The sequence below is a fragment of the Bacillus sp. BC05(2025) genome (genome assembly GCF_056725905.1).
Genome location: NZ_JBWYRA010000001.1, coordinates 136,570 through 158,377 on the forward strand (window position 1 = coordinate 136,570; position 21,808 = coordinate 158,377).

Sequence of the window (21,808 nt, forward strand, 5' to 3'; positions counted from 1 at the left end):
CAAAAGAAATTTGAAAGGAATGAGGAATTGTGAAGAAATTAGATGTGCTATTCATGCTATTGAGCGGCCTCTTTCCAGTTGCAGGAATTATGAAGCAAATCCCACTAGAACAATCTTTATATATTGGAGGCCTTTTATTTTTCACTAGTTTCGGTAGTTATTTTGCGAAAAAAATATATTCACGCATATGTAGCTGGATAGCATATGCGCCGTTTATTACACTACTGTTAGTCATTTGGCATCAAGATATTTCAACAAGTTCAATCATAGCGAATGCGAAAATTGCTGCTTGTATCGCTTTAATTCCATGTTTATTCCGTTTTCGTACATATGGACTTACTTTCGGTTTATTCTCATTATGGGCCGCTTTACTTTGGGATATTAAAGAAGTGCAGTCGTTAGTTATACTTGAACGTATGTCGAGTTTAATGACAAGTAATTTCAAATATCTTATGCTTCTAGTTGGTGGACTTATATTAGGTGGATTAATTGCTATGTTATTACACCGTAAAGAAGAGGATAATAAAGAAAATATAACTTTATTTCAACAAAAAAAGAAACGTAAAAAACATTTATTTAAGATTCCACTCCCAAGATTACCGAAATTTAAGTTAAAATTATTTAAATTTGGTGGAAAAGTATCAAACCAAAAAACGCCTGAAAAAATACGTGAGCATAATTACGAAGAAACAACTCCAGCTGCAACATATGAAATGGCAGAGCAAATGCATCAATATAAAGAGGAAACTGCTCAAGGACAAACGAGGATGGAACGTCGTAGAAATAGGTATAATGCATAATGAAGTTAAAAGCCCCTTAATGATTAATCAATTTTAAGAAAAATCATTAAGGGGTTTTTATGTCATTAAAAATAGATTGCTAAAGTGAAATTTATAGCATACTCTAAAATCGAGGACTAAAATAAAATACTGGGAGGACAAAATGCTTATTATTACATATATTTCTGTCTGTATATTATTTTTAGTTAGCTTTTTACATGTTTACTGGGCTTTCGGGGGTAAGTGGGCGACAAATAGTGTCATTCCAACAAAAGCTGGAGAAAAGGCGTTTACACCAGGTACAGGAATGACATTGTTCATCGCGCTATTACTAAGTATGGCAGCGATAATTTTATTACAACAAACGAATATTGTTCATTTCGTATTTCCTAATATTATTGTTCAAATGGGATCATGGGTTTGTATGATTGTGTTTTTCATAAGAGTAATTGGTGAGTTTCATTATTTTGGTATTTTTAAACGCGAAAAAGATACGAATTTTGCTAGGATGGATACTGTTTTATTTATACCACTTTGTGCATTTCTATCTTTATCATTTTTACTCGCAATTATAACGTGAACAAAAAATAGTAGCAGCTTTTTTATATTAAATATAAATGTAAATTGGCAAGTGTAAAAGTGAAAAATCTAGTAGTAAATAAAAGGAAGTAAGCGCCTTTTTATCGAATTATAGATTATTATGAAAGGCGGGTGCACGATGAAGTATGTAAAAGTCAGTATGAATGGCGGAAGTGAACACAAATTTTCGATGACTTTAGAACGGTTTAAAGAACTTATTACAACAGAGAATGGACTATTAGAAAATAAATTAGTTAGTATTGAAAATGTAATGATTAATCCTACTAATATATCTTCTGTAGTTGAAAAAATTGGTGTGCCAGCTAAGTTTATGGAAGCTTAAAAATCGGTACATAAAAAACATCCACGGGGGATGTTTTTTTATGTATAAATATGTTAATTGTACAATGAATTTATAGTGATACTTCGTACATGCACAAAAAATAAGTACAAGCATATATTAGATAGTGGGACAAGACCTTCGTGTCCTACTTAATACTCAGAAAAAACCTCTATCACATGAGAGCATCCGATTGCAGGGTGCTCTGTTTTTATTCAGCTCTTTAACTTTCAATTTTAAACATATCTTTGATGTTAATAAATATTAAAAATAAAATAATAGCAAAAATTAAGTTAGATAAATAGAAATCTTGATGAAATAGTAATTCAAAGATGACATCAAAAGCATATAAAAAGGCGATAGTAGGTAATATACAAATAAATATAAATCTCCAATTTTTTAGATACTGTTTATAATTAGGAAATACTTTCTCCATAAACATAGCTCCTGTACTTTTTATTTTCTATATAATTATACATTTAAATTATAGGATTTTCAAAAGGTTATTTAGCATTTAAGAATTGTAGGGAAAGCTTTTGTTGAAACCTTATATAGCTGTAGCAATCTTTCAAATATATGATTTGTTTAAAAAACTTTTAAAGAGTGACACTTAAATGATACACTATAGTCTACGTTATTTTTGAAATGAATAGAGGGATTTATATGATAGATAAAATCAAAAATGCTGTAGAAGATATGTATGAAGATGAAGCAAAACATTTACTTCAAAGTATTCTAATTCAGTTAAATTTATTAGAAGAAAATTATAGCGAAGATACAATTAAAAATTTGATGGATATTCCTAAGCAACTGACTAGTAATACATCTTATAAAAGAAATGTAAATGAAAGCTCACACGTACATATTGCTTTTGATGATTCAACAGCTGGAAGTTTAAAGCATATGCTGGGTCAAGAAGAACGATTGGAAGAAATAGTTGTTGCTTTTTCTGAATTCTTTTCAATTGGGCCGATTTACAAGTTACATATGAATGAGGGGCAACTAGCAAGACAGAAATGGTTAGTAAACAACTTAACCACTTATGAAAATTATTTTGAAGAAGAGTATTTATCAAGTTTTTTAGAAACTATGGAAGAACTACATACTATTCCTATTGAAACGCCTATTACAATTTGGAAAGCTGATAACGCTCATGAACATGTAGGTCTATGTTTTGTGATGGCACAGTTAAAAGATAAGAAAAATATTCGCGTTATGAATACATCTGAAGCAAGTAAAGAAATATTAAAACTAGAATATGCGATTCGTGGAACGGGAGAGTTAGCACCTGAAAGTTTAGCTCTAATTCAAAAAAGTTTTGTAGAATCTCCGTATTTAACTGTAGAGAATCGTACGCAGTTTGAAAATGAGTGGGATAGTCTATCGAAAAGTACGGAATTTTTAAGAGTTTGGACAGACAATGAAGTGCGTTCTGTACAAGAAGATTATTTTGATCAATTTATTATTGAATGCGCGAAAAGTATAGGGGCTGATCGAGAATTCCTAAAAGCCCCTAGAGTAATTGGTGAAGCGCTAGGTCATGTAGAGCAGTTAGTTGGCGATACGTTTTTAGAATATCGCTTAAAAGAATTAATTAAACAAGAAGTATTTGAATTTGAAGGTTCATTAGATGAAATGCGTTTTTATAGTGTGAAATTAAGAAAATAATACATCTATTCCGTTTATGAAGAAGCTCGTATTTTTAAATACGAGCTTTATTTTTGTTGAATTTAGGCTATACATAAGCTTCCTATAGTGCGCATATCACATATGAATGTTAAAGGTACTGAATGAAAAGTAGGTGATTTGTTAATATGTATAACCAGCAAAATTATTCATATGAGCAAGGGATGTATTATAATCCACAAAACTACGGGTATGAACCTGTAAATGAAGTGAGAGATATGGAACAAGAAGATTATAGACCAGATGATGCGGAAGATGCTCCAACGTCACCACCACCATCTCAAGCTCCATCGTTACCATCCACATTTGCTTCTCCAGCACAACCAGGAAATATGAAATCATGGATGTGTAACTGTCTAGGAAGATGGGGCTTTTTACGTTTACATCGTCCAGGGCCTTTCGGGAGAGATTTATGGTTCTTTCCGACTGAAGTGAGAAGAAACGGAGTATCAGGTTACACTTGGCAAGGTGGTCGTCGTCGTAAAGTAAGCTACCGCTATCAACAAATTAGTAATTTTATGTGCTTCGCATAAAGAAAAGTGAGAGAGTAGAAAGATTTTACTCCCTCACTTTTTTATTTTTCAATATATGAAGTGAGATTTTGAATGGAAATTTACAATTTTCACGCTTTTATTAGAGTATAATGCATATGTTGGTTCGTTTTCAAAAACAAATGAGAGTGAGGGAATACGATGTCAATGAAAAATAAAGTTGGGCTAAGAATAGAGGATGGCATTAATTTAGCTTCAGCTCAGTTTAAAGAAGATGCATATGAAATTTATAGAGAATCTCGAAAAATGCAACCGATCTTATTTGTAAATAAAACTGAATTAGGTGCAGAGTGGCTTATTACAAGATATGAAGATGCTTTGCCACTATTAAAAGATAATCGCTTAAAAAAAGATCCGGCCAATGTATTTTCTCAAGATACATTGAATGTCTTTCTTACTGTTGACAATAGTGATTATTTAACGACACACATGCTAAATTCAGATCCACCTGACCATAATCGTTTACGATCACTTGTACAAAAAGCTTTTACACCGAAGATGATCACGCAATTGGAAGGAAGAATACAGGATATTGCAGATGATTTGTTAAATGAAGTCGAGCGCAAAGATTCATTAAATCTTGTTGATGATTACTCGTTCCCTTTACCGATTATTGTAATAAGTGAAATGCTCGGCATTCCAAAAGAAGATCAGGCGAAATTTAGAATTTGGTCCCATGCTGTCATTGCTTACCCAGAAACGCCAGAAGAAATAAAAGAAACCGAAAAGCAACTATCTGAGTTTATTACATATCTCCAATATTTAGTTGATGTTAAAAGACAAGAACCAAAAGAGGACTTGGTGAGTGCTTTAATACTTGCAGAAAGTGAAGGCCATAAACTTAGTGCCCGGGAACTATATTCAATGATAATGTTACTAATTGTGGCGGGACACGAAACAACGGTAAATTTAATTACAAATACGGTATTAGCGCTTCTTGAAAATCCGAATCAATTACAGTTATTAAAGGATAATCCAAAATTAATTGATGCAGCTATTGAGGAAGGATTACGCTATTATTCTCCAGTTGAGGTTACAACTTCAAGATGGGCAGATGAACCTTTTCAAATTCACGATCGAACAATTGAAAAAGGGGATATGGTTGTCATTGCATTAGCTTCGGCGAACCGTGATGAAACAGTATTTGAGAACCCAGAAGTATTTGATATTACTCGGGAGAATAATCGTCATATTGCATTTGGCCATGGGAGCCATTTCTGCTTAGGCGCCCCACTTGCTAGGCTGGAAGCAAAGATTGCTATTACTACTTTGTTTAATCGAATGCCTGATTTGCAAATAAAAGGAAATCGTGAAGAAATTAAATGGCAAGGTAATTATTTAATGCGTTCTTTAGAGGAATTACCATTAACATTCTAGAATATTTATTGTAAGACATGCATACATCGAAAATACTTTACATAGAGTATGTATGTGTTATTTAAATTTGAAACGGAAGGGTGAAAACATCCCAATGATCAACTAATTCTATTTGTAAGAGATCTTCGTTAAAAAACGAAATATTCTTCTGAATAGGATTAGTCTGTACATTTATAGAAAAGGGATGTATTTCGCTCTGCGAATATATAGTCTTTTTATATGATTTGTGCTGCTTCCTGTTCAGAACATGAAATAGGGGGCTTTTTTATGTCGACAAATGTAGAAACGAAACAAAATACTGGGGTATCACAAGTATTGAAAAATCGGTTTGTGCAAGGAATTCTAGCATCAGCATTATTTTTACAAGTAGGGATATGGGTTCGAAACTTTGCTGTATTACTATACGTTATGGAAATGACAAAAGGTGATGCTTTTGCTATTTCGATGATTTCAGTTGCTGAGTTTGCTCCAATTTTCATCTTTTCTTTTATTGGCGGAACGTTTGCTGATAGGTGGAAGCCGAAAAAGACAATGATATGGTGTGAAACGTTAAGTTCTATTTCAGTATTTGCAGTATTAATTACCCTTATATTTGGAACATGGAAAATTGTGTTTTTTGTCACGCTTATTTCTGCAATCCTTTCGCAGTTTTCTCAGCCATCTGGTATGAAATTGTTTAAACAGCATTTATCGGCGGAACAAATCCAATTAGCGATGTCTATATATCAAACAATATTTGCGATTTTTATGATATTAGGACCGATTATTGGAACATTTATTTTTCATAGCTTTGGAATTTATATTTCAATTATTATTACAGGTATCGCTTTTTTACTGGCAGCTGCTGTGCTGTTATTTCTTCCGAAAGATCTTGAGAATAATATTGAGAAGAAAGAAATCACGCTATTACAGGAGATGCTTGATGGTATTAAATATGTGAAAAAGAAAAAAGCATTAACTTTACTGGGGCTTTGTTTTATGGCAGCAGGACTTGGAATTGGTTTAATTCAGCCGTTAGGTATTTTTATTGTAACTGAGCAGTTAGGATTATCAAAAGAGAGTTTACAATGGTTACTAACAGTAAATGGTGCAGGGATGATTGTTGGCGGCGCTTTAGCCATGGTATTTGCAAAAAACGTTGCTCCGCAAAAGATGTTAATTATCGGTATGCTGGGTCAGGCAATTGGAATTGGGATTATAGGTTATTCCACAAACTTATGGGTAACACTCACAGCACAACTTTTTAGTGGGTTAGCTCTTCCGTGTATCCAAATAGGTATTAATACGCTCATTATTCAAAATAGTGATACTGATTTTATCGGTCGTGTAAATGGCATTTTAAGTCCGCTATTTACCGGTTCAATGGTAGTAACGATGAGTATTGCTGGTTCATTAAAAGAAATGTTCTCATTAAGTACGATGTATGAAGGCACAGCTCTATTATTTATTATTGGATTAGTGTTTATTTTACCGATATACAATTTAAAGCCAGTAATAGCAATAGAAAATGAAATAAGTGATAAAGGAAGTGTTGTACAAAATGAATCCTAATCCAAATGTTAAGTACCCTATTGAAGGAAATGAAAATGTTCATTTTATAAAAAATACAATAACAAAAGCTAATATACAAGTTGGAGATTATTCATATTATGATGCGAAAGATGGAGAAACATTTGAAGATCGAGTATTACATCATTATGAATTTTTGGGAGATCGTCTTATCATTGGAAAGTTTTGTTGTATTGCAAATGGAGTTACCTTTATTATGAACGGAGCGAATCATCGGATGGATGGATTTTCGGCATATCCATTTAATATATTTAGAAATGGGTGGGAGAAGTATACACCTAATTTGTCTGATTTACCTTACAAAGGTGATACAGTAATAGGAAATGATGTTTGGATTGGTATGGATACAACGATTATGCCCGGAATAAAAATAGGAGATGGTGCAATCATTGCAGCTAAATCTGTTGTGACTAGAGATGTTGCACCATATACAATTGTTGGTGGAAACCCTGCAAATAAAATAAAGGAACGATTTACAAATACAATAATAGAAGAATTATTGCAAATTCAATGGTGGCATTTTGACATTGAAAAAATAACCGAAAATATAGATGCTATTGTACGAGGAGATATTGAGCCTTTAAGAAAGCTAAAAAGGGAATAAAAAATGCATAACAAAGAGTATCATACCCCCGAATTTTGTTAATGATAATAGAACGAGGAGGTGTGATACTATGGCACAAGACGTTTTATGTGAAGTAAACAACTGTAAATTTTGGGCAAACGGCAATAAATGTAGTGCAGACGCAATTTATGTAGTAAGTCATAAAGGGAAACAAGCATCTACTACGGAAGAAACAGATTGCAAAACTTTCGATCCAGAAGTATAAATATTTGAAGGGTAGCCAAATCGTGGTTGCCCTTTTATTAATTATAGTATTGATAATAAATCTCATTTTCATTCATTGTTTTTAACTTTTCTTTTAATTTTTTCATATTTTCTTCATAAGTGATGTAATCCAAAGCAATTCATGTTCAATACGTGATTTACTAAATTCAATGACTTCTGTAATGAAAAATGAGCTAACATCTAAAGATTGAATAGCAGTAAGCTGTTTATATAGTACGTCTTGGCGTATTGTTAAAATTTCTTTTCTAGCTTCGTAATCAAGTTTTTCAAATAGTGCGATACGAACAAGAAATTCTGCATTGTTTGTCGCGAGTTTTTCGGGAAACTCTCTTAACATTTCCGAAAAAATTTCTTCACCTGTTTCAGTTATGTCGTACATATTTCGGTTTGGTTTTCCGACTTGTGTATGTACTTTTTTCGTTATAGCCCCCATATTCTCAAAACGTCGAAGAGAAGGATAAAGCATATTATGATTTAATTCAAAACTCTCTCCTAACCGATTTTGAATATTTTTCTTTATTTCATAACCGTATTTTGGCCCTGATGTTAATTCTGCGAGCAATAAAATATCAACATACATAAAAAATCCCCCTTATATATTTCTCAAGTTCTCCAATGAAAAATCTCTTTTAGTATATGTTAAAATAACATATGTTAGATTATACAACTTTGAACTACCGACCTATCACTTTTATTGTAAAAGAAAAGGGAGGAAAGAACTATGGCTTCGCCTGAAAATGTGATTTTAGTTCATGAAATTTCAAAGCTGAAAACAAAAGAAGAATTGTGGAATCCGTATAAGTGGTATGAATTTATGAGGGATAATCACCCAGTACATTACGATGAAGAGCAAGATGTATGGAATGTTTTTTTATACGATGATGTAAATCGAGTTTTATCGGATTATCGCTTATTTTCAAGTAGAAGGGAGCGAAGACAATTCGCAATCCCTCCTTTAGAAACTAGGATAAATATAAACTCTACTGATCCACCAGAACATCGCAATGTACGTTCTATCGTTTCTAAAGCATTTACTCCAAGAAGTTTAGAACAATGGAAACCCCGAATACAGGCGATTGCAAATGAACTTATAGAACATATCGAAAAATATAGTGAGGTTAATATCGTTGAAGAGTTTGCTGCACCTTTACCTGTTACCGTCATATCCGATTTATTGGGAGTGCCAACAACGGACCGTAAAAAAATTAAAGCATGGTCTGATATTTTATTTATGCCGTATAGTAAAGATAAGTTTAAGGATCTGGATGTGGAAAAGGGGATAGCACTAAATGAATTTAAAGCATATCTTCTACCAATCGTTCAAGAAAAGAGATACCATTTAACCGATGATATTATTTCGGATTTAATACGAGCTGAATATGAAGGAGAAAGATTAACAGATGAAGAAATTGTTACTTTTTCTTTAGGTTTATTAGCGGCAGGCAATGAAACAACTACTAATTTAATTATTAATAGCTTTTATTGCTTTTTAGTGGATTCACCTGGAACATATAAAGAATTAAGAGAAGAACCTAAATTAATTTCAAAAGCAATTGAGGAAGTATTACGCTATCGCTTTCCCGTTACATTAGCTAGGAGGATCACAGAGGATACAAATATATTTGGACCTTTTATGAAAAAGGATCAAATGATTATTGCATGGGTAAGTGCAGCAAATTTAGATGAGAAAAAGTTTTCGCAAGCCTCTAAATTTAATATACACCGAATAGGAAATGAAAAGCATTTAACATTTGGTAAAGGTGCTCACTTTTGCCTAGGGGCACCACTTGCACGTTTAGAAGCTGAGATTGCATTAAGAACTTTCATAAATACCTTTGAAAAAATAGAGTTATCTCCATCGTTTAATTTAGAAAAATGTCTATTGGAAAATGAACAAACGTTGAATTACTTACCTATTCTTTTGAAAACTATGTAAATCGCTTAGCAAGGTACAAATTTACTGTACCTTGTTTTTTTTATTTCTCAATTGTAAATTTTTAGTTGGTTATTTAGTATGAAGGTGTGTGAAAAAGAATGGAGGAGGACGCTTATGTTAACGTGTAATGGAAGTAAAACGTTTCAAACGTTCATTAAAGCTGTAACGGATTTAATGGATAGTAATTTATTAGAAGATCAAATTGTTTGTGCGATTGAAAAATTACTAGAAGAACTTTTAGAAAAGAAAACATGGCTTCCGTTAGAAAAACAGAAGGCGAATTCGGCTCAATACGCACGACACTTGTTATATGAAGATCCTTTTAATCGTTTTGAAGTATTAGCTCTTGTATGGAAAGATGGACAATCTACACCTTTGCATGATCATGATGGTACATGGGGAGTAGAAGGCGTTTTTACAGGAAGGATAATGGTGCAAAACTTTATACAAACTAAGCAGCTTGAAAATTCACTTGTTATTTTAACGCATACAGGAAATCTTTATTTGGGAGAAGGAGAAACAGAGAAAGTCATTCCACCAGCTGATTGTCATATTCTTGAAATAGCCAAAAATGAAAACGTTGTCACTATTCATATTTACGGAAAGCGTTTAGAAAAGTTTAAAATATATGTCCCGACTGAAGAAAAGAATGTGTACATGTGTGAGACAAAATATATTAGTTATAGTTCATAGTTTAAAATCAAAAGCTTTTCTTTAAAAAGAAAAGCTTTTGATTTTATTTTTAATTATTTCTTGACCTGAAACGCTTTTCATAAATTATAAATAAGGAGTACTTCACGAAATTAGTATGAAAACGATACCTTTCGTTTAATATAAATTCGTGTATATATAGAAAGTGGTGAAGAAATAATGAAATTAATTGCAATTGATTTAGATGGAACTCTTCTTTCGGGAAATAAAATGATTAGTAAAGAGAATGCAGAAGCGATTCGAAAATGTCAGGAAGCAGGCCATGTTGTAGCAATTTGTACAGGACGTTCTATCGTCGACATTGAACGATTATTGTTAGAAGTTAATTTAGAGTGTCCAATTATTGCGGAAAACGGTGCGCTTATATATAAAGATAAAAAAATGATGAAACGATATCCAATTCAAAATATGCAAGCACTTGAGATTGTGAACTATCTTGAAGAGAATGGTTTATATTATCAGCTTTATACTGATAAAGGTGTGTACGTACCGGATTATGGAGTAGAAAGTGTACGTAATGAAATAGAATATGTGAAGAATTCAAAAGAAAATTTCGACTTGAAAGAATTAGAAACGATTGCAGCATTATACCTTGAACATACAGCGTTTCTTAGTGCAGAAAGTTGTAAACCAATTGTAGAGACTGATATACATGTGCATAAGCTTTTACCATTTTCTTATGACATAGAAAAATTAAAAAAGTTAAAAGAAACGTTTCTGCATAATGCAGATTTAACAATTACATCTTCATATTGGCATAATTTAGAGATTAACCATCGAGATGCCCAAAAAGGAAATGGATTATATACTTTAGCAGAACATCTAAATATTCCAGTTGAAAATACTGTAGCGATAGGTGATGGGCTAAACGATGTATCTATGATGGAAAAAGCAAACATATCAATTGCAATGGGGAACGCAGTTGAAGAAATAAAAGCAATGTGTAAATATGAAACTTTATCAAATGAAGAACACGGAGTTGCACATGCTTTATATAAATATGTAATGTAATATAAAGTGAAACTTTAATCAGTGGGGGTCTTACTGCCCATTAAAGTGGGTAAAAAAGAAAAACAGAATCTAAATAGATTCTGTTTTTCTTTTTATTAGGGGTAAGGTATTCTATGAGATTCATAGAAGCCTTATTACATTTCATTATATAGAATATATTGGAATAAATGTTTATATTTTTCATAATAATTGTGAATATTTTATGAACTTTATATTTTATGTATTTTTATACTGCTCCAAATGATGTGTATAACAGTACTTTAATAATTAAGTGTATACATGAGGGAACGCGTTAGGTTGCTTATCAAATTAGATGATGAACAAAACACATACTGATTAAAGGTTCTTTTTACATATATATTTTTTCTTTTTTAATTGAAAAATAAAATTTGTTCGAATAATTATTCTACAGCTATATACCTAAAGGCACATTCTTCGTATAATGGAGAAGTATAAAATTTGAACTTGTATTAATTTTACATATTGAGGTGAAAAAAGAATGAATGCGCGGCTAATGGAACTTATTGATGTGAGTACAATAGAAACCATGGCAGAACAATTTTATCAATTAACCAACATATCACATCAACTTCTTGATGCTGAAAAAGAATGTATATTTTCTTTCGGAATAAATGAGACGAAAATATGTAAACTTCCCAAAATTGAAATCCCCATTTTTTTATACAATCAACATTTAGGATCATTTGTAGTATGGTCAAACCAAAGTGCCATTTTCAATTGTCAAAAATATTTCGAAATGCTTTCAAATCTAATTATAGATGGGGCAACAAAAGTATTTCAAAGTAAAAATACAACATTGCTCTCTCGAAAAGAAGAGGAATTACATACAATTTTACAAAATATGCCCGTTATGGTTGATGCGCTTGATTATAATGGAGATTTTGTTCTGTGGAATCGTGAGTGTGAAATTGTAACAGGTTATACCGCTGAAGAAATAATAGGGAATCCACACGCACTTCAATTATTGTACCCTGATCATGATTATCGTCACCAAATACAAACGAAATTTTTAACTTACGGAAAAAATTTCAGAGATTGGGAAATGCACTTAACATGTAAAAACGGTGAAACTAAAACAATTATGTGGTCTAATATTTCAGAACAGTTTCCTGTAACAGGATATAGCTACTGGGCTGTTGGTGTAGATATTACACATTTAAAAGCGATAGAAGAGCAGTTAAAACAACAAACGTCTGAATTAGAATTAATTTTTAAGGCTTTACCGGATTTATGTTTCTTAACAAAAGATGATGGTACAATTATAGACTATAAAGCAGGATCCCCTACAAAATTTTACGTACCGGCAGAAGCTTTTATGGGAAAAAAGTTTTTCGAAGTATTACCATCACCAGTGGCGCAGCAGTTTCAGGAAGCTATTCGTCAAGTGAAAGAAAAAGGAACGAATGTAATTGTCGAATACCCACTTACAATCAATGGTAGTATCGATTTCTTTGAGGCTAGATGCTTACCATTATTACATGATAAAATTATGATCATTGTACGTGATATTACAGAGCGGAAAAAGACAGAAGAATTGCTAAATAAATCAGATACACTTGCAGCAATCGGTCAATTAGCTGCTGGTGTTGCTCATGAAGTGAGGAACCCATTGACAGTTATTAAAGGGTTTATACAGTTATTCCAAATTAATAAAGAAGATCAGGAAAAATATTTTGATTTAATGCTTTCTGAAATTGATAGAATAGAAGCGATTCTTCAAGAGTTTTTATCAATTGCTAAAACAGATGAAATAAATACAGAACAAAAAAATATTTATCAAATTTATAAAAATGTCGTTTCGTTAATGAATACAAAAGCAATTATGACGAATATTCAAGTGGAATTATATGCAGACACCAAAGATATAAGTATTGAGTGCGCAGAAAATCAATTGAAACAAGTGTTTATTAATATTTTGCAAAATTCAATCGAGGCTATGCCAGATGGTGGGAAAATCACAATTCATATAAAAGAGATAAACGATGAAGGTGTTATTATTCATGTAATTGATGAAGGAATTGGGATACCTGAAGAAAGAATTAAGAGATTAGGTGAACCGTTTTATAGTACGAAAGAAAAAGGTACCGGTATTGGATTAATGTTGAGTTATAAAATTATTGAAAGCCACCAAGGGAAAATAAGTATTATGAGTGAGGTTGGTGTCGGGACGACAGTAACGATATATTTGCCGAAAGCTCAAATCAAAAAAACTCTATCAAATTATGATGATAGATTCGAATCAATGCGTCCCATTATTAATTCTTAAATGACTAAATACCCAATAATCAAAAGCTTAGTTTTTGGTTATTGGGTATTTTTACATTTAATTTAGTAAACTTTACCTTTTCTTTAGATTTGTTTTAATTTCTATTAAGTTTTAAACATTATATTAATATTTGTAAAAGGTAATGTACGGAAGTTATACATTACTTTTAATATATAAATAAAATATTATTCGGAATGTTATAAGGAGGAGATTAAGACGAAGTGAAAAAACAAGAGAAAACAAAAGGTAGAGCACTATCGATGCGGTTAAACATTTTATTCTTTTGTGTATTTTTATTATTTTCTGCCATGATCATACAATTAGGTAAAGTACAAATTATCGATGGAGAAACGTATAAAAATGAAGTAGAGAAGAGAGAAAATGCAACCGTAAGTCTTTCTGTCCCGCGCGGGAAAATATTTGATCGAGAAGGGAATCCAGTAGTTGATAATAAATCTTTACGTACAATTACATACACAAAGATGAAAGGTGTAAAATCTGAAGAAATATTAAAGACGGCAAGACAACTTGCAGACATAATTGAAATACCGCAAGAAGATATAGATAAGCTAACTGAGACGGATAAGAAAGATTTTTGGATGCAATTGAATCCGAAACTTACCGAAAAGTTAGTATCTAAAAAAGAAATAAATCAGTTCAGAGATAAAGATATTACCGGAAAAAATTTAGATAAAAAAATAGAAGAGTTAAAAAGGAAGCGTGTGACAGCTAAAAATCTTCAGGAATTAACAGATAAAGATATAAAAGTGCTAGCTATTAAAAGTAAGATGACTTCTGGTTATCAAATGGCTCCTCAAATTATTAAAAAAGATGTTAGTGAAAAGGAATTTACTATAATTAGTGAAGGCTTAGCAAATCTCCCAGGTGTAGACGTATCGGTTGATTGGGAGAGAGTGTATGTAAATGATGGATTATTTCGATCCGTTCTTGGAAATGTTTCTAATGCCGATGAAGGATTACCAAGTGAACGATTAGATTACTATTTGGTACGTGATTATAGCCGAAATGATAGGGTTGGAAAAAGTTATATCGAGCAGCAATATGAAGATGTACTTCATGGGACAAAAAAAGAAGTAAGAAGTGTAGCTGATAAACAAGGTAATACAATGAGAACAGAAACCGTTTCTGAGGGAAAGAGCGGTAAAAATTTAACTTTAACAATAGATATGGAATTACAGAAAAAAGTAGAAGAAAGTATTGAAAAAATATTAAAGGCATATAAAGGGTCAGAATCCATGTTGGACCGTGCTTTCGTTGTGATGATGAATCCGAAAAACGGACAAGTATTATCCATGGCGGGGAAAAGACTTATAGAAAAAGACGGAAAAACAGAAGTTGAAGACTATGCATTAGGCACAATGACTAGTTCATATGAGCTTGGATCAACAGTGAAAGGTGCGACAGTTTTAACTGGATTTGAAACGAAAGCTATAACTCCAGGTACATATTTTTATGATGCGCCAATGAAGTTTAAAGGAACTAAGGAAAAAAAGTCTTGGAAAGAGTTTGGGAATATTGATGATTTAAGAGCGTTACAAGTCTCTTCAAACGTTTATATGTTCCATACAGCATTAAAAATTGCAGGTGTGGATTATGTGAAAAATAGTTCATTAAACATTAAACAGGAGTACTTTGATAAAATGAGGTATTATTTCAGGCAATTTGGATTAGGTGTTCCAACGGGTATCGATTTACCGAATGAAACAGCTGGACAAATTGGTAAAAAAGATAATCAACCTGGTTTCTTATTAGATTACTCAATTGGTCAGTATGACACGTATACACCACTTCAGCTTGTACAGTATATTTCAACAATTGCAAACGGTGGATATCGAATGAAGCCACAAATTGTTCAAGAGGTAAGAGAGCAAACGTCGCAAAAAGATGAGATTGGTAAAGTGGTGCATGCAGTAGAACCAACCGTTTTAAATAAAATAGATATGAAAGAGGAATACATAAATCAAGTAAAAGAAGGATTTAGAAGGGTATTTCAGGAAGGGGATGGAACAGGAGTAAGGGCGTTCCAAAAAGCATCTTATAAACCAGCAGGTAAAACAGGGACAGCACAGACAGTTTACGGTGGAGAAAGTGATATCGGAAGAAATGAAAAGGGTGAAAGAAGAGAATGTTATAATTTAACGTTAGCAGGATATGCGCCATATGATAATCCTGAAGTAGCATTCTCTGTAGTTGTGCCGTGGGTTATTAATGATAAATCTGGTATTAACTCTGATATTGGAAAAGAAGTTTTAGATGCTTATTTTGAATTGAAAAATAAGCGATTGACTGGAGAACCTATAAAAATAGATAGCTCTCAGGAAGGTTAATACATATGAAATAGTATAGAAACTAGAGTCGTCTTATTTAGGAATAAATCCAAAATGGGTGATAGAAAGGTAAAATTATGCTATCAATTATTCACGCTTTATAAAATAAATCATATATTGATAGCATAGGACAAGCTGAAAAGCTTATTCTAAACTCACAGAACACTCCTTATCACGGTTTGGCATCTACTTATGTAGATGCCTTTTTTAATTTAATCACTAACAATTATTTATCAACCTAAAGTAGCAAGCATATTAGGACTATTAGGTGAAGATTGACGGTAATAATTACAGTATGCTTAATAAGCGAATTGAAATGTAAGGAGTGAGAAATAAGTGCTAAATATTTTAGTGGTTAATTTTCCAGCAGAGGGACATGTAAATCCTACATTAAGTTTAGTCAAATCCTATACTGAACTGGGTGATCACGTACATTATATTACGACAGAACAATTTAAAGACAGAATTGAAGATTTGGGAGCTACTGTATATACACATCCAGATTTATTAAAGGAGATTTCTATTGATTCTGAAACTCCAGATGGGCTGAATTCTTTCTTTCGTGTACACGTTCAAACTTCTTTATATATATTAGAAATTACGAAACAATTATGTGAAAACATACATTTTGATTTCGTAATTTATGATATATTTGGCGCTGGAGAGTTAGTAAAGGAATATTTACAAATTCCAGGCATAGTTTCTTCTCCTATATTTTTAATTCCTCCAAAATTTTTGGAGACATTACCTTTTCATCCAAATGCAGAAATACCATTCGAACCTGATGAAATTTCTGAACAGTTACTATATGAAATGGGACATGAATTTGGAGTAAAGCCTAAAAATAATCTTCAATTTATGCATAACAAGGGAGATATTACTCTTGTATACACAAGTCGTTATTTTCAACCTAATAGCGATTTGTTTGGGAGAAATAACATTTTTATTGGTCCGAGTATTTTAAGGCGTAAAACAAATGTAGAGTTTCCACTTAAATTGCTTAAAGATAAGAAGGTTATATATATTTCAATGGGAACACTGCTTGAAGGACTTGAACCATTCTTTAATATGTGCATTGATACTTTCTCAGATTTTGATGGAATAGTTGTAATGGCAATTGGTGATAGGAATGATTGTTCTAAAATTAAGAAAGCGCCAGACAATTTTATAATTTCTTCATACGTACCCCAGTCAGAAATATTAAGTGAAGCAGATGTTTTTATTACACATGGCGGCATGAACAGCGTACACGACGCTATTTATTTTAATGTCCCATTTGTCATCATTCCACATGATAAAGACCAGCCAATGATAGCGCAAAGATTAACTGAGCTTGAAGCAGCCCATCGGTTATTGAAAGAGAATGTTAATATGCAAACGTTAAAAGAAGCGGTAACAGATGTTTTTTCAAATGAAAAGTATAAGTATGGAATACGAAAACTGAAAGAAAGTTTTTTAGAATGTGGTGGTTCAAAAGAAGCAATTGCAGTGATTGCATCTCTTTTAAATAAATAGTGTAGACAATATAAAAGCATAGAGGCTCTACCTTTATGCTTTTATACTATTATTCTGCAAACTGTACAGCAGTATTTGCATGTAAAAAAGCAGTATCAAAAACAGGAACAGTAAGGTCGTTTTGGGAAATGAGCAATGGTATTTCAGTGCAACCTAGTAGTATACCTTCTGCGCCATTTTGAATTAATGATTTTGTAATTTGTAATAGCTTTTCTTTTGATGTTTCTGAAATAATTCCTTTACTTAATTCATTTAAAATAACATGATGAATAAAATTTCTTTCCTCTTTATTTGGAATAATTGTCTCAATGTTATAGTTCGCTAGACGTGATTTATAGAAGTCTTGTTCCATCGTTTGTTTCGTACCTAATAGTCCGATCCGCTTTATATTCTGCTCTACCATTTCTTTAGCACTTACATCACCAATGTGAAGAAGTGGAATAGATATTGCTTGTTCTACTTCTTCAGCAAATAAATGGACTGTATTGGAACACATTAATAAACATTCAGCTCCGGATTTTTCAACCTTTTTTGCAACTGTAACTAATTCATTTTTCACTTCTTCATATTGATGATTTTGTAATAAAGTAGTTACCTCACCAAAGTCCATACTATATAAAACAAGCTTTGCATTCTGATCATATTGAGAGAGTGTAAGTGTATTAATATGTTTATAGTATAATGATGTAGATTCCCAACTTAGGCCACCAATTAAACCGATTACTTTCATCGTACATTCCTCCCGTAACTATTTTAATTTATTATTTCATAATTCCGATAAGAATACAATGATTTAAACGTACTGTTAAACGAAAAATAAAAATAATTAGAAAAGTATTGAAATTTATTCTTCTAAGTGCCATAATACGAATTACAAATTAATACTTATCCAGAGAGGTGGAGGGAACGGCCCTATGAAACCTCAGCAACCCCTATGTACATGTTATAGGAAGGTGCTAATTCCGCAGAGGACACGTGTGTGTTTTTTGGCAGATAAGAGGATTCTTGAATGTGAAAGAAAATGACCTCTTATGTAAGAGGTCATTTTTTTGTTGTATAGAAAGGGAGTGTCGATGCATAATTCATTTTCAAAATAAATATAGAGTAATAAAAGTTGACTCATATGAGAGGGGAATTGTAATGAATAAATTATCAACAAAGTTAGTAGTAGCAATCGGAATTGGAGCAGCATTATACGGTATATTAGGGCTCTGGGGATTTTCTATTGCACCAAATACGTTTATTAAACCTGCATTAGCTATCTTAACTGTTTTTGGAGCTTTATTTGGTCCAGTGGCAGGGCTGTTAATAGGACTTATCGGTCATACCGTAACGGATACAATTGCTGGCTGGGGTATTTGGTGGGGATGGGTTATTAGTTCAGGCATTATTGGTTTTGCAATGGGGCTCATTCAAAAAAGAGTTGGCTTTAGTGTGAAAAACGGGACGTATAATAAAGGCGATATTTCTTATTTAGCCATTACGGGATTAATTGGTATCGTCATTGCTATTATATTTGCTGGGGCATTCGATATTATTGTCATGGGAGAACCGTTTGACAAAATTGTAATACAAGTATTAGGAGCAACAATTGCGGATGTTATTGTATTTTTAGTTCTTGGGTTGCCAATTACAATGGGTCTAGCTAAGTCAAATAAGAAACATACACATTTAAAAATTGAAAAGTAGGGATGTTAACATGCAACCAATTATTTCTTTAGAAAAATTTAGTTTTCAATATAAGCATGCGGCACAGCCTACTGTAAAAGACATTACGTTTCATATATATCCTGGGGAAAAAGTATTAATTGCTGGGCGTAGTGGTTCAGGGAAATCAACGTTAGCTCATTGTATCAATGGGCTAATCCCATTTTCTTATGAAGGGAGTAGTACTGGAACTATTTCTATTGCCGGAAAAGACCCGAGGAAAGGGAGTATTTTTGAGCAGAGTATACAGGTAGGAACAATTTTGCAAGATCAAGATGCCCAATTTATTGGTCTTACAGTAGAAGAAGATGTGGCTTTTTATTTAGAAAATGAATGTGTAAATCAAGATGATATGAAAAAGATTGTTTCAGAATCATTAAAAAAGGTAAAGATGCATACTTTTCATAAACAAAGTCCTCATGAATTATCAGGAGGGCAAAAACAAACTGTTTCTTTAGCGGGTCTGTTAACGACAAATGCTAATATATTATTGTTTGATGAACCTTTAGCGAATTTAGATCCAGTAAGTAGCTTACATACAATAGAACTTATTAAAGATATACATAAACAATATAATAAAACAATTGTAATTATTGAACATCGAATAGAAGAAATGTTAAATCTGAATTTAGATAAAATTATTTTAATGGATGAAGGGGAAATCGTTGCGATAGGGACACCCGAAGAGATTTTGGCCTCAAATATATTACCATCTATTGGCTTAAGGGAACCTATGTACATGGAAGGATTAAAGAGGTTACAGTTTGATAGTAATAATGAGGGAATATACCCACTTGAAAATCTTCAAAGAGAAAGTGTTCGTAGCGCAATAAATGAGTGGATGGAGAAGCAAGTTTTTTATAAAAATACTCCTAAAAACAAAGAAATATTGAAAGTAGAAAATTTGTCGTTCTCCTATTCTAATAAACAAAAAGTATTAGATAATGTAAATTTCTCTATAAAAGAAGGGGAAATTGTTGTACTTTTGGGGCATAATGGTGCCGGAAAATCAACATTAGCTCATAGTCTTATAGGTATTAACAAAACAAATAATGATAGGATTTTATTTAATGGAATAAATATTAATAATTGGTCTATTCGTAAACGTGGAGAGATTATATCATATGTCATGCAAAATCCAAATCATATGATTACACAGCCTACTGTTATAGAAGAGGTTTCATTCACATTAAAATTAAAAAAGGTATCAAAGGAAGAAATTAAGCTTAGAGCGGAAGAAACATTAAAAATTTGTGGCTTGTATCCATTTCGAAATTGGCCAATCCAGGCATTAAGTTACGGACAAAAAAAGAGAGTAACGATTGCATCTGTACTAACGACAAATCCGAAACTTATCATATTAGATGAGCCGACAGCGGGACAAGATTATTATCATTATAAACAGTTTATGACGTTTATAAGAAAACTAGCTGTAAAGGGAATATCTTTTATTTTTATTACACACGATATGAATCTTGCATTAGAATATGCAGACAGAGCAATAGTTTTACATGAAGGGGAAATTATTGCGAATGATACCGCGTCTACTGTATTAGGACATCTAAAAACGTTACATAGAGCGAACTTAAGGGAGAGTTCTTTATTCAAACTCGTTAAATTAAGTGGTATTGCAAATCCTGAAAGGTTTATAGAACTTTATTTTAATGTTATGAGGGGGGAGGAAGGTGTATAGTACATATTTTCATCGTATGGATGGAGCAGTGAAATTATTGTTATTTATTTTTTGTATGACGCTTACTTTTTTATTTTTTGATTTTCGCGTATTGCTATTTGTATTTATAATTGGATGTATTGGACTCCTAGTTGCTAAAATTCCATTTCGTAAAATTTTTATTGTTTTTACTGTTATATTTACATTTAGTTTATTAAATTCTGTCATGATCTTATTTATTACACCCACCCATGGATCTGAATTAACGGAATCATATACTTCATTTCTGCATATTGGATATGCAACGATTACTTATGAAACTTTATTTTATGCAGCTACACTTTCGTTAAAGTATTTTACGCTATTACCATTTACACTTATTTTTATTTATACGACTGATCCAAGTGGATTTGTGAGTAGCCTAAGTAAATTTCGAATTCATTATAAGATTACTTATGCGATAAATATTGCATTACGTTACATACCTGATATTCAGTCTGAATATAAAATTATTAAACATGCGCAAGAGGCAAGAGGAGTAGCGTTTGAAAAAGGAGAAGCAAGTTTATGGATTCGTTTGAAAAACCGAGTCTTAATTTTCTGGCCTTTAATTATTCATTCTCTAGATAGAATCGATACAGTTTCAAATGCAATGGATTTAAGAGGATTTGGTAAGAAGGATACACGTACGTGGTTTTATACAAATAAAGCGAAAAGAGGGGATTTTATTGCTTTATTTGTAGGTGTTTGTATTTTAATTATTGCTGTGTATTTAAAGTTACATGTATTTCAAAACTTTTGGTATCCATTTTAAAGCACTCTCAAATGAGTGCTTTTACTTATTTTTATATAGACATGCTCAAAAAGGGGATATTTACATAATGTATAAT

Annotated in this window: 21 protein-coding genes and 1 riboswitch; of the genes, 18 read left to right on the forward strand and 3 right to left on the reverse strand. The window is 32.1% G+C overall.

Annotated elements, in window-relative coordinates:
• The first annotated feature begins 29 nt into the window (after positions 1–29).
• The 3 genes from ACZ76X_RS00690 (at position 30) to ACZ76X_RS00700 (ending at position 1,701) form a co-directional block, all read left to right on the forward strand.
• Positions 30–800, forward strand: a complete 771-nt coding sequence (locus ACZ76X_RS00690) for a DUF3959 family protein (protein ID WP_479849139.1) — start codon at positions 30–32, stop codon at positions 798–800.
• A 142-nt stretch (positions 801–942) separates the two neighbouring features.
• Positions 943–1,359 (forward strand): DUF3995 domain-containing protein, encoded by a 417-nt coding sequence (locus ACZ76X_RS00695; RefSeq protein ID WP_479849140.1) that lies wholly within the window; start codon positions 943–945, stop codon positions 1,357–1,359.
• 138 nt (positions 1,360–1,497) lie between these two features.
• On the forward strand, positions 1,498–1,701 hold the full coding sequence (locus ACZ76X_RS00700) for a hypothetical protein (RefSeq protein WP_479849141.1): 204 nt from the start codon (positions 1,498–1,500) through the stop codon (positions 1,699–1,701).
• A 220-nt stretch (positions 1,702–1,921) separates the two neighbouring features.
• Here the strand turns inward: ACZ76X_RS00700 and ACZ76X_RS00705 are convergent, their stop codons facing one another.
• Complete coding sequence (locus ACZ76X_RS00705) at positions 1,922–2,134, reverse strand: hypothetical protein (protein WP_166703903.1); 213 nt, start codon at positions 2,132–2,134, stop codon at positions 1,922–1,924.
• Positions 2,135–2,361: 227 nt separating this feature from the next.
• Here ACZ76X_RS00705 and ACZ76X_RS00710 point away from each other — a divergent pair, with 227 nt between their 5' ends.
• From ACZ76X_RS00710 to ACZ76X_RS00735, 6 genes are all read left to right on the forward strand, one after another.
• Complete coding sequence (locus tag ACZ76X_RS00710) at positions 2,362–3,366, forward strand: DUF1835 domain-containing protein (RefSeq protein WP_479849142.1); 1,005 nt, start codon at positions 2,362–2,364, stop codon at positions 3,364–3,366.
• 146 nt (positions 3,367–3,512) lie between these two features.
• Positions 3,513–3,917, forward strand: a complete 405-nt coding sequence (locus ACZ76X_RS00715) for a hypothetical protein (RefSeq protein WP_479849143.1) — start codon at positions 3,513–3,515, stop codon at positions 3,915–3,917.
• Between the two features lie 159 nt (positions 3,918–4,076).
• On the forward strand, positions 4,077–5,312 hold the full coding sequence (gene cypA, locus ACZ76X_RS00720) for a cytochrome P450 (protein WP_479849144.1): 1,236 nt from the start codon (positions 4,077–4,079) through the stop codon (positions 5,310–5,312).
• Positions 5,313–5,579: 267 nt separating this feature from the next.
• Positions 5,580–6,863 (forward strand): MFS transporter, encoded by a 1,284-nt coding sequence (locus ACZ76X_RS00725; RefSeq protein WP_479849145.1) that lies wholly within the window; start codon positions 5,580–5,582, stop codon positions 6,861–6,863.
• On the forward strand, positions 6,853–7,485 hold the full coding sequence (locus ACZ76X_RS00730; RefSeq protein WP_426361263.1) for a Vat family streptogramin A O-acetyltransferase: 633 nt from the start codon (positions 6,853–6,855) through the stop codon (positions 7,483–7,485). Before ACZ76X_RS00725 ends, ACZ76X_RS00730 begins: the two co-directional genes overlap by 11 nt.
• A gap of 70 nt (positions 7,486–7,555) precedes the next feature.
• Positions 7,556–7,711, forward strand: a complete 156-nt coding sequence (locus tag ACZ76X_RS00735; RefSeq protein ID WP_000046091.1) for a DUF1540 domain-containing protein — start codon at positions 7,556–7,558, stop codon at positions 7,709–7,711.
• 102 nt (positions 7,712–7,813) lie between these two features.
• On the opposite strand, the gene ACZ76X_RS00740 is transcribed toward ACZ76X_RS00735, so the two are convergent.
• A complete protein-coding gene (locus ACZ76X_RS00740; RefSeq protein ID WP_479849146.1) occupies positions 7,814–8,311 on the reverse strand; it encodes a PadR family transcriptional regulator in 498 nt (165 codons plus the stop codon).
• Positions 8,312–8,452: 141 nt separating this feature from the next.
• Here ACZ76X_RS00740 and ACZ76X_RS00745 point away from each other — a divergent pair, with 141 nt between their 5' ends.
• The 6 genes from ACZ76X_RS00745 to ACZ76X_RS00770 all read left to right on the forward strand — a co-directional run bounded on the left by ACZ76X_RS00745 (position 8,453) and on the right by ACZ76X_RS00770 (position 17,539).
• Positions 8,453–9,667 (forward strand): cytochrome P450, encoded by a 1,215-nt coding sequence (locus ACZ76X_RS00745; protein WP_479849147.1) that lies wholly within the window; start codon positions 8,453–8,455, stop codon positions 9,665–9,667.
• Positions 9,668–9,781: 114 nt separating this feature from the next.
• On the forward strand, positions 9,782–10,360 hold the full coding sequence (locus ACZ76X_RS00750; RefSeq protein ID WP_426361267.1) for a cysteine dioxygenase family protein: 579 nt from the start codon (positions 9,782–9,784) through the stop codon (positions 10,358–10,360).
• Between the two features lie 177 nt (positions 10,361–10,537).
• A complete protein-coding gene (locus ACZ76X_RS00755; protein ID WP_479849148.1) occupies positions 10,538–11,389 on the forward strand; it encodes a Cof-type HAD-IIB family hydrolase in 852 nt (283 codons plus the stop codon).
• A 499-nt stretch (positions 11,390–11,888) separates the two neighbouring features.
• Positions 11,889–13,676 carry an ATP-binding protein gene (locus ACZ76X_RS00760; RefSeq protein WP_479849149.1) on the forward strand — a complete coding sequence of 596 codons (1,788 nt, stop codon included), beginning with the start codon at positions 11,889–11,891 and terminating at the stop codon, positions 13,674–13,676.
• Between the two features lie 221 nt (positions 13,677–13,897).
• The gene (locus ACZ76X_RS00765) at positions 13,898–16,024 is read left to right on the forward strand and encodes a peptidoglycan D,D-transpeptidase FtsI family protein (protein ID WP_479849150.1); all 2,127 of its coding nucleotides are present in this window, start codon (positions 13,898–13,900) and stop codon (positions 16,022–16,024) included.
• A gap of 336 nt (positions 16,025–16,360) precedes the next feature.
• Positions 16,361–17,539: a macrolide family glycosyltransferase gene (locus ACZ76X_RS00770; protein ID WP_479849151.1), complete on the forward strand. Its 1,179-nt coding sequence runs from the start codon at positions 16,361–16,363 to the stop codon at positions 17,537–17,539.
• Between the two features lie 49 nt (positions 17,540–17,588).
• On the opposite strand, the gene ACZ76X_RS00775 is transcribed toward ACZ76X_RS00770, so the two are convergent.
• A complete protein-coding gene (locus tag ACZ76X_RS00775) occupies positions 17,589–18,269 on the reverse strand; it encodes an aspartate/glutamate racemase family protein (protein WP_479849152.1) in 681 nt (226 codons plus the stop codon).
• 152 nt (positions 18,270–18,421) lie between these two features.
• Positions 18,422–18,539: riboswitch (SAM riboswitch) on the forward strand.
• 140 nt (positions 18,540–18,679) lie between these two features.
• Between ACZ76X_RS00775 and ACZ76X_RS00780 the strand changes: the two genes are divergently transcribed.
• From ACZ76X_RS00780 to ACZ76X_RS00790, 3 genes are read left to right on the forward strand one after another with little or no spacing between them, the layout of a single operon-like run.
• On the forward strand, positions 18,680–19,228 hold the full coding sequence (locus tag ACZ76X_RS00780; RefSeq protein ID WP_479849153.1) for an ECF-type riboflavin transporter substrate-binding protein: 549 nt from the start codon (positions 18,680–18,682) through the stop codon (positions 19,226–19,228).
• Positions 19,229–19,238: 10 nt separating this feature from the next.
• The gene (locus ACZ76X_RS00785; RefSeq protein WP_479849154.1) at positions 19,239–20,939 is read left to right on the forward strand and encodes an energy-coupling factor transporter ATPase; all 1,701 of its coding nucleotides are present in this window, start codon (positions 19,239–19,241) and stop codon (positions 20,937–20,939) included.
• Positions 20,932–21,732 carry an energy-coupling factor transporter transmembrane component T family protein gene (locus ACZ76X_RS00790; RefSeq protein WP_479849155.1) on the forward strand — a complete coding sequence of 267 codons (801 nt, stop codon included), beginning with the start codon at positions 20,932–20,934 and terminating at the stop codon, positions 21,730–21,732. The genes ACZ76X_RS00785 and ACZ76X_RS00790 overlap by 8 nt, the downstream gene beginning before the upstream one ends.
• Positions 21,733–21,808: the final 76 nt, after the last annotated feature.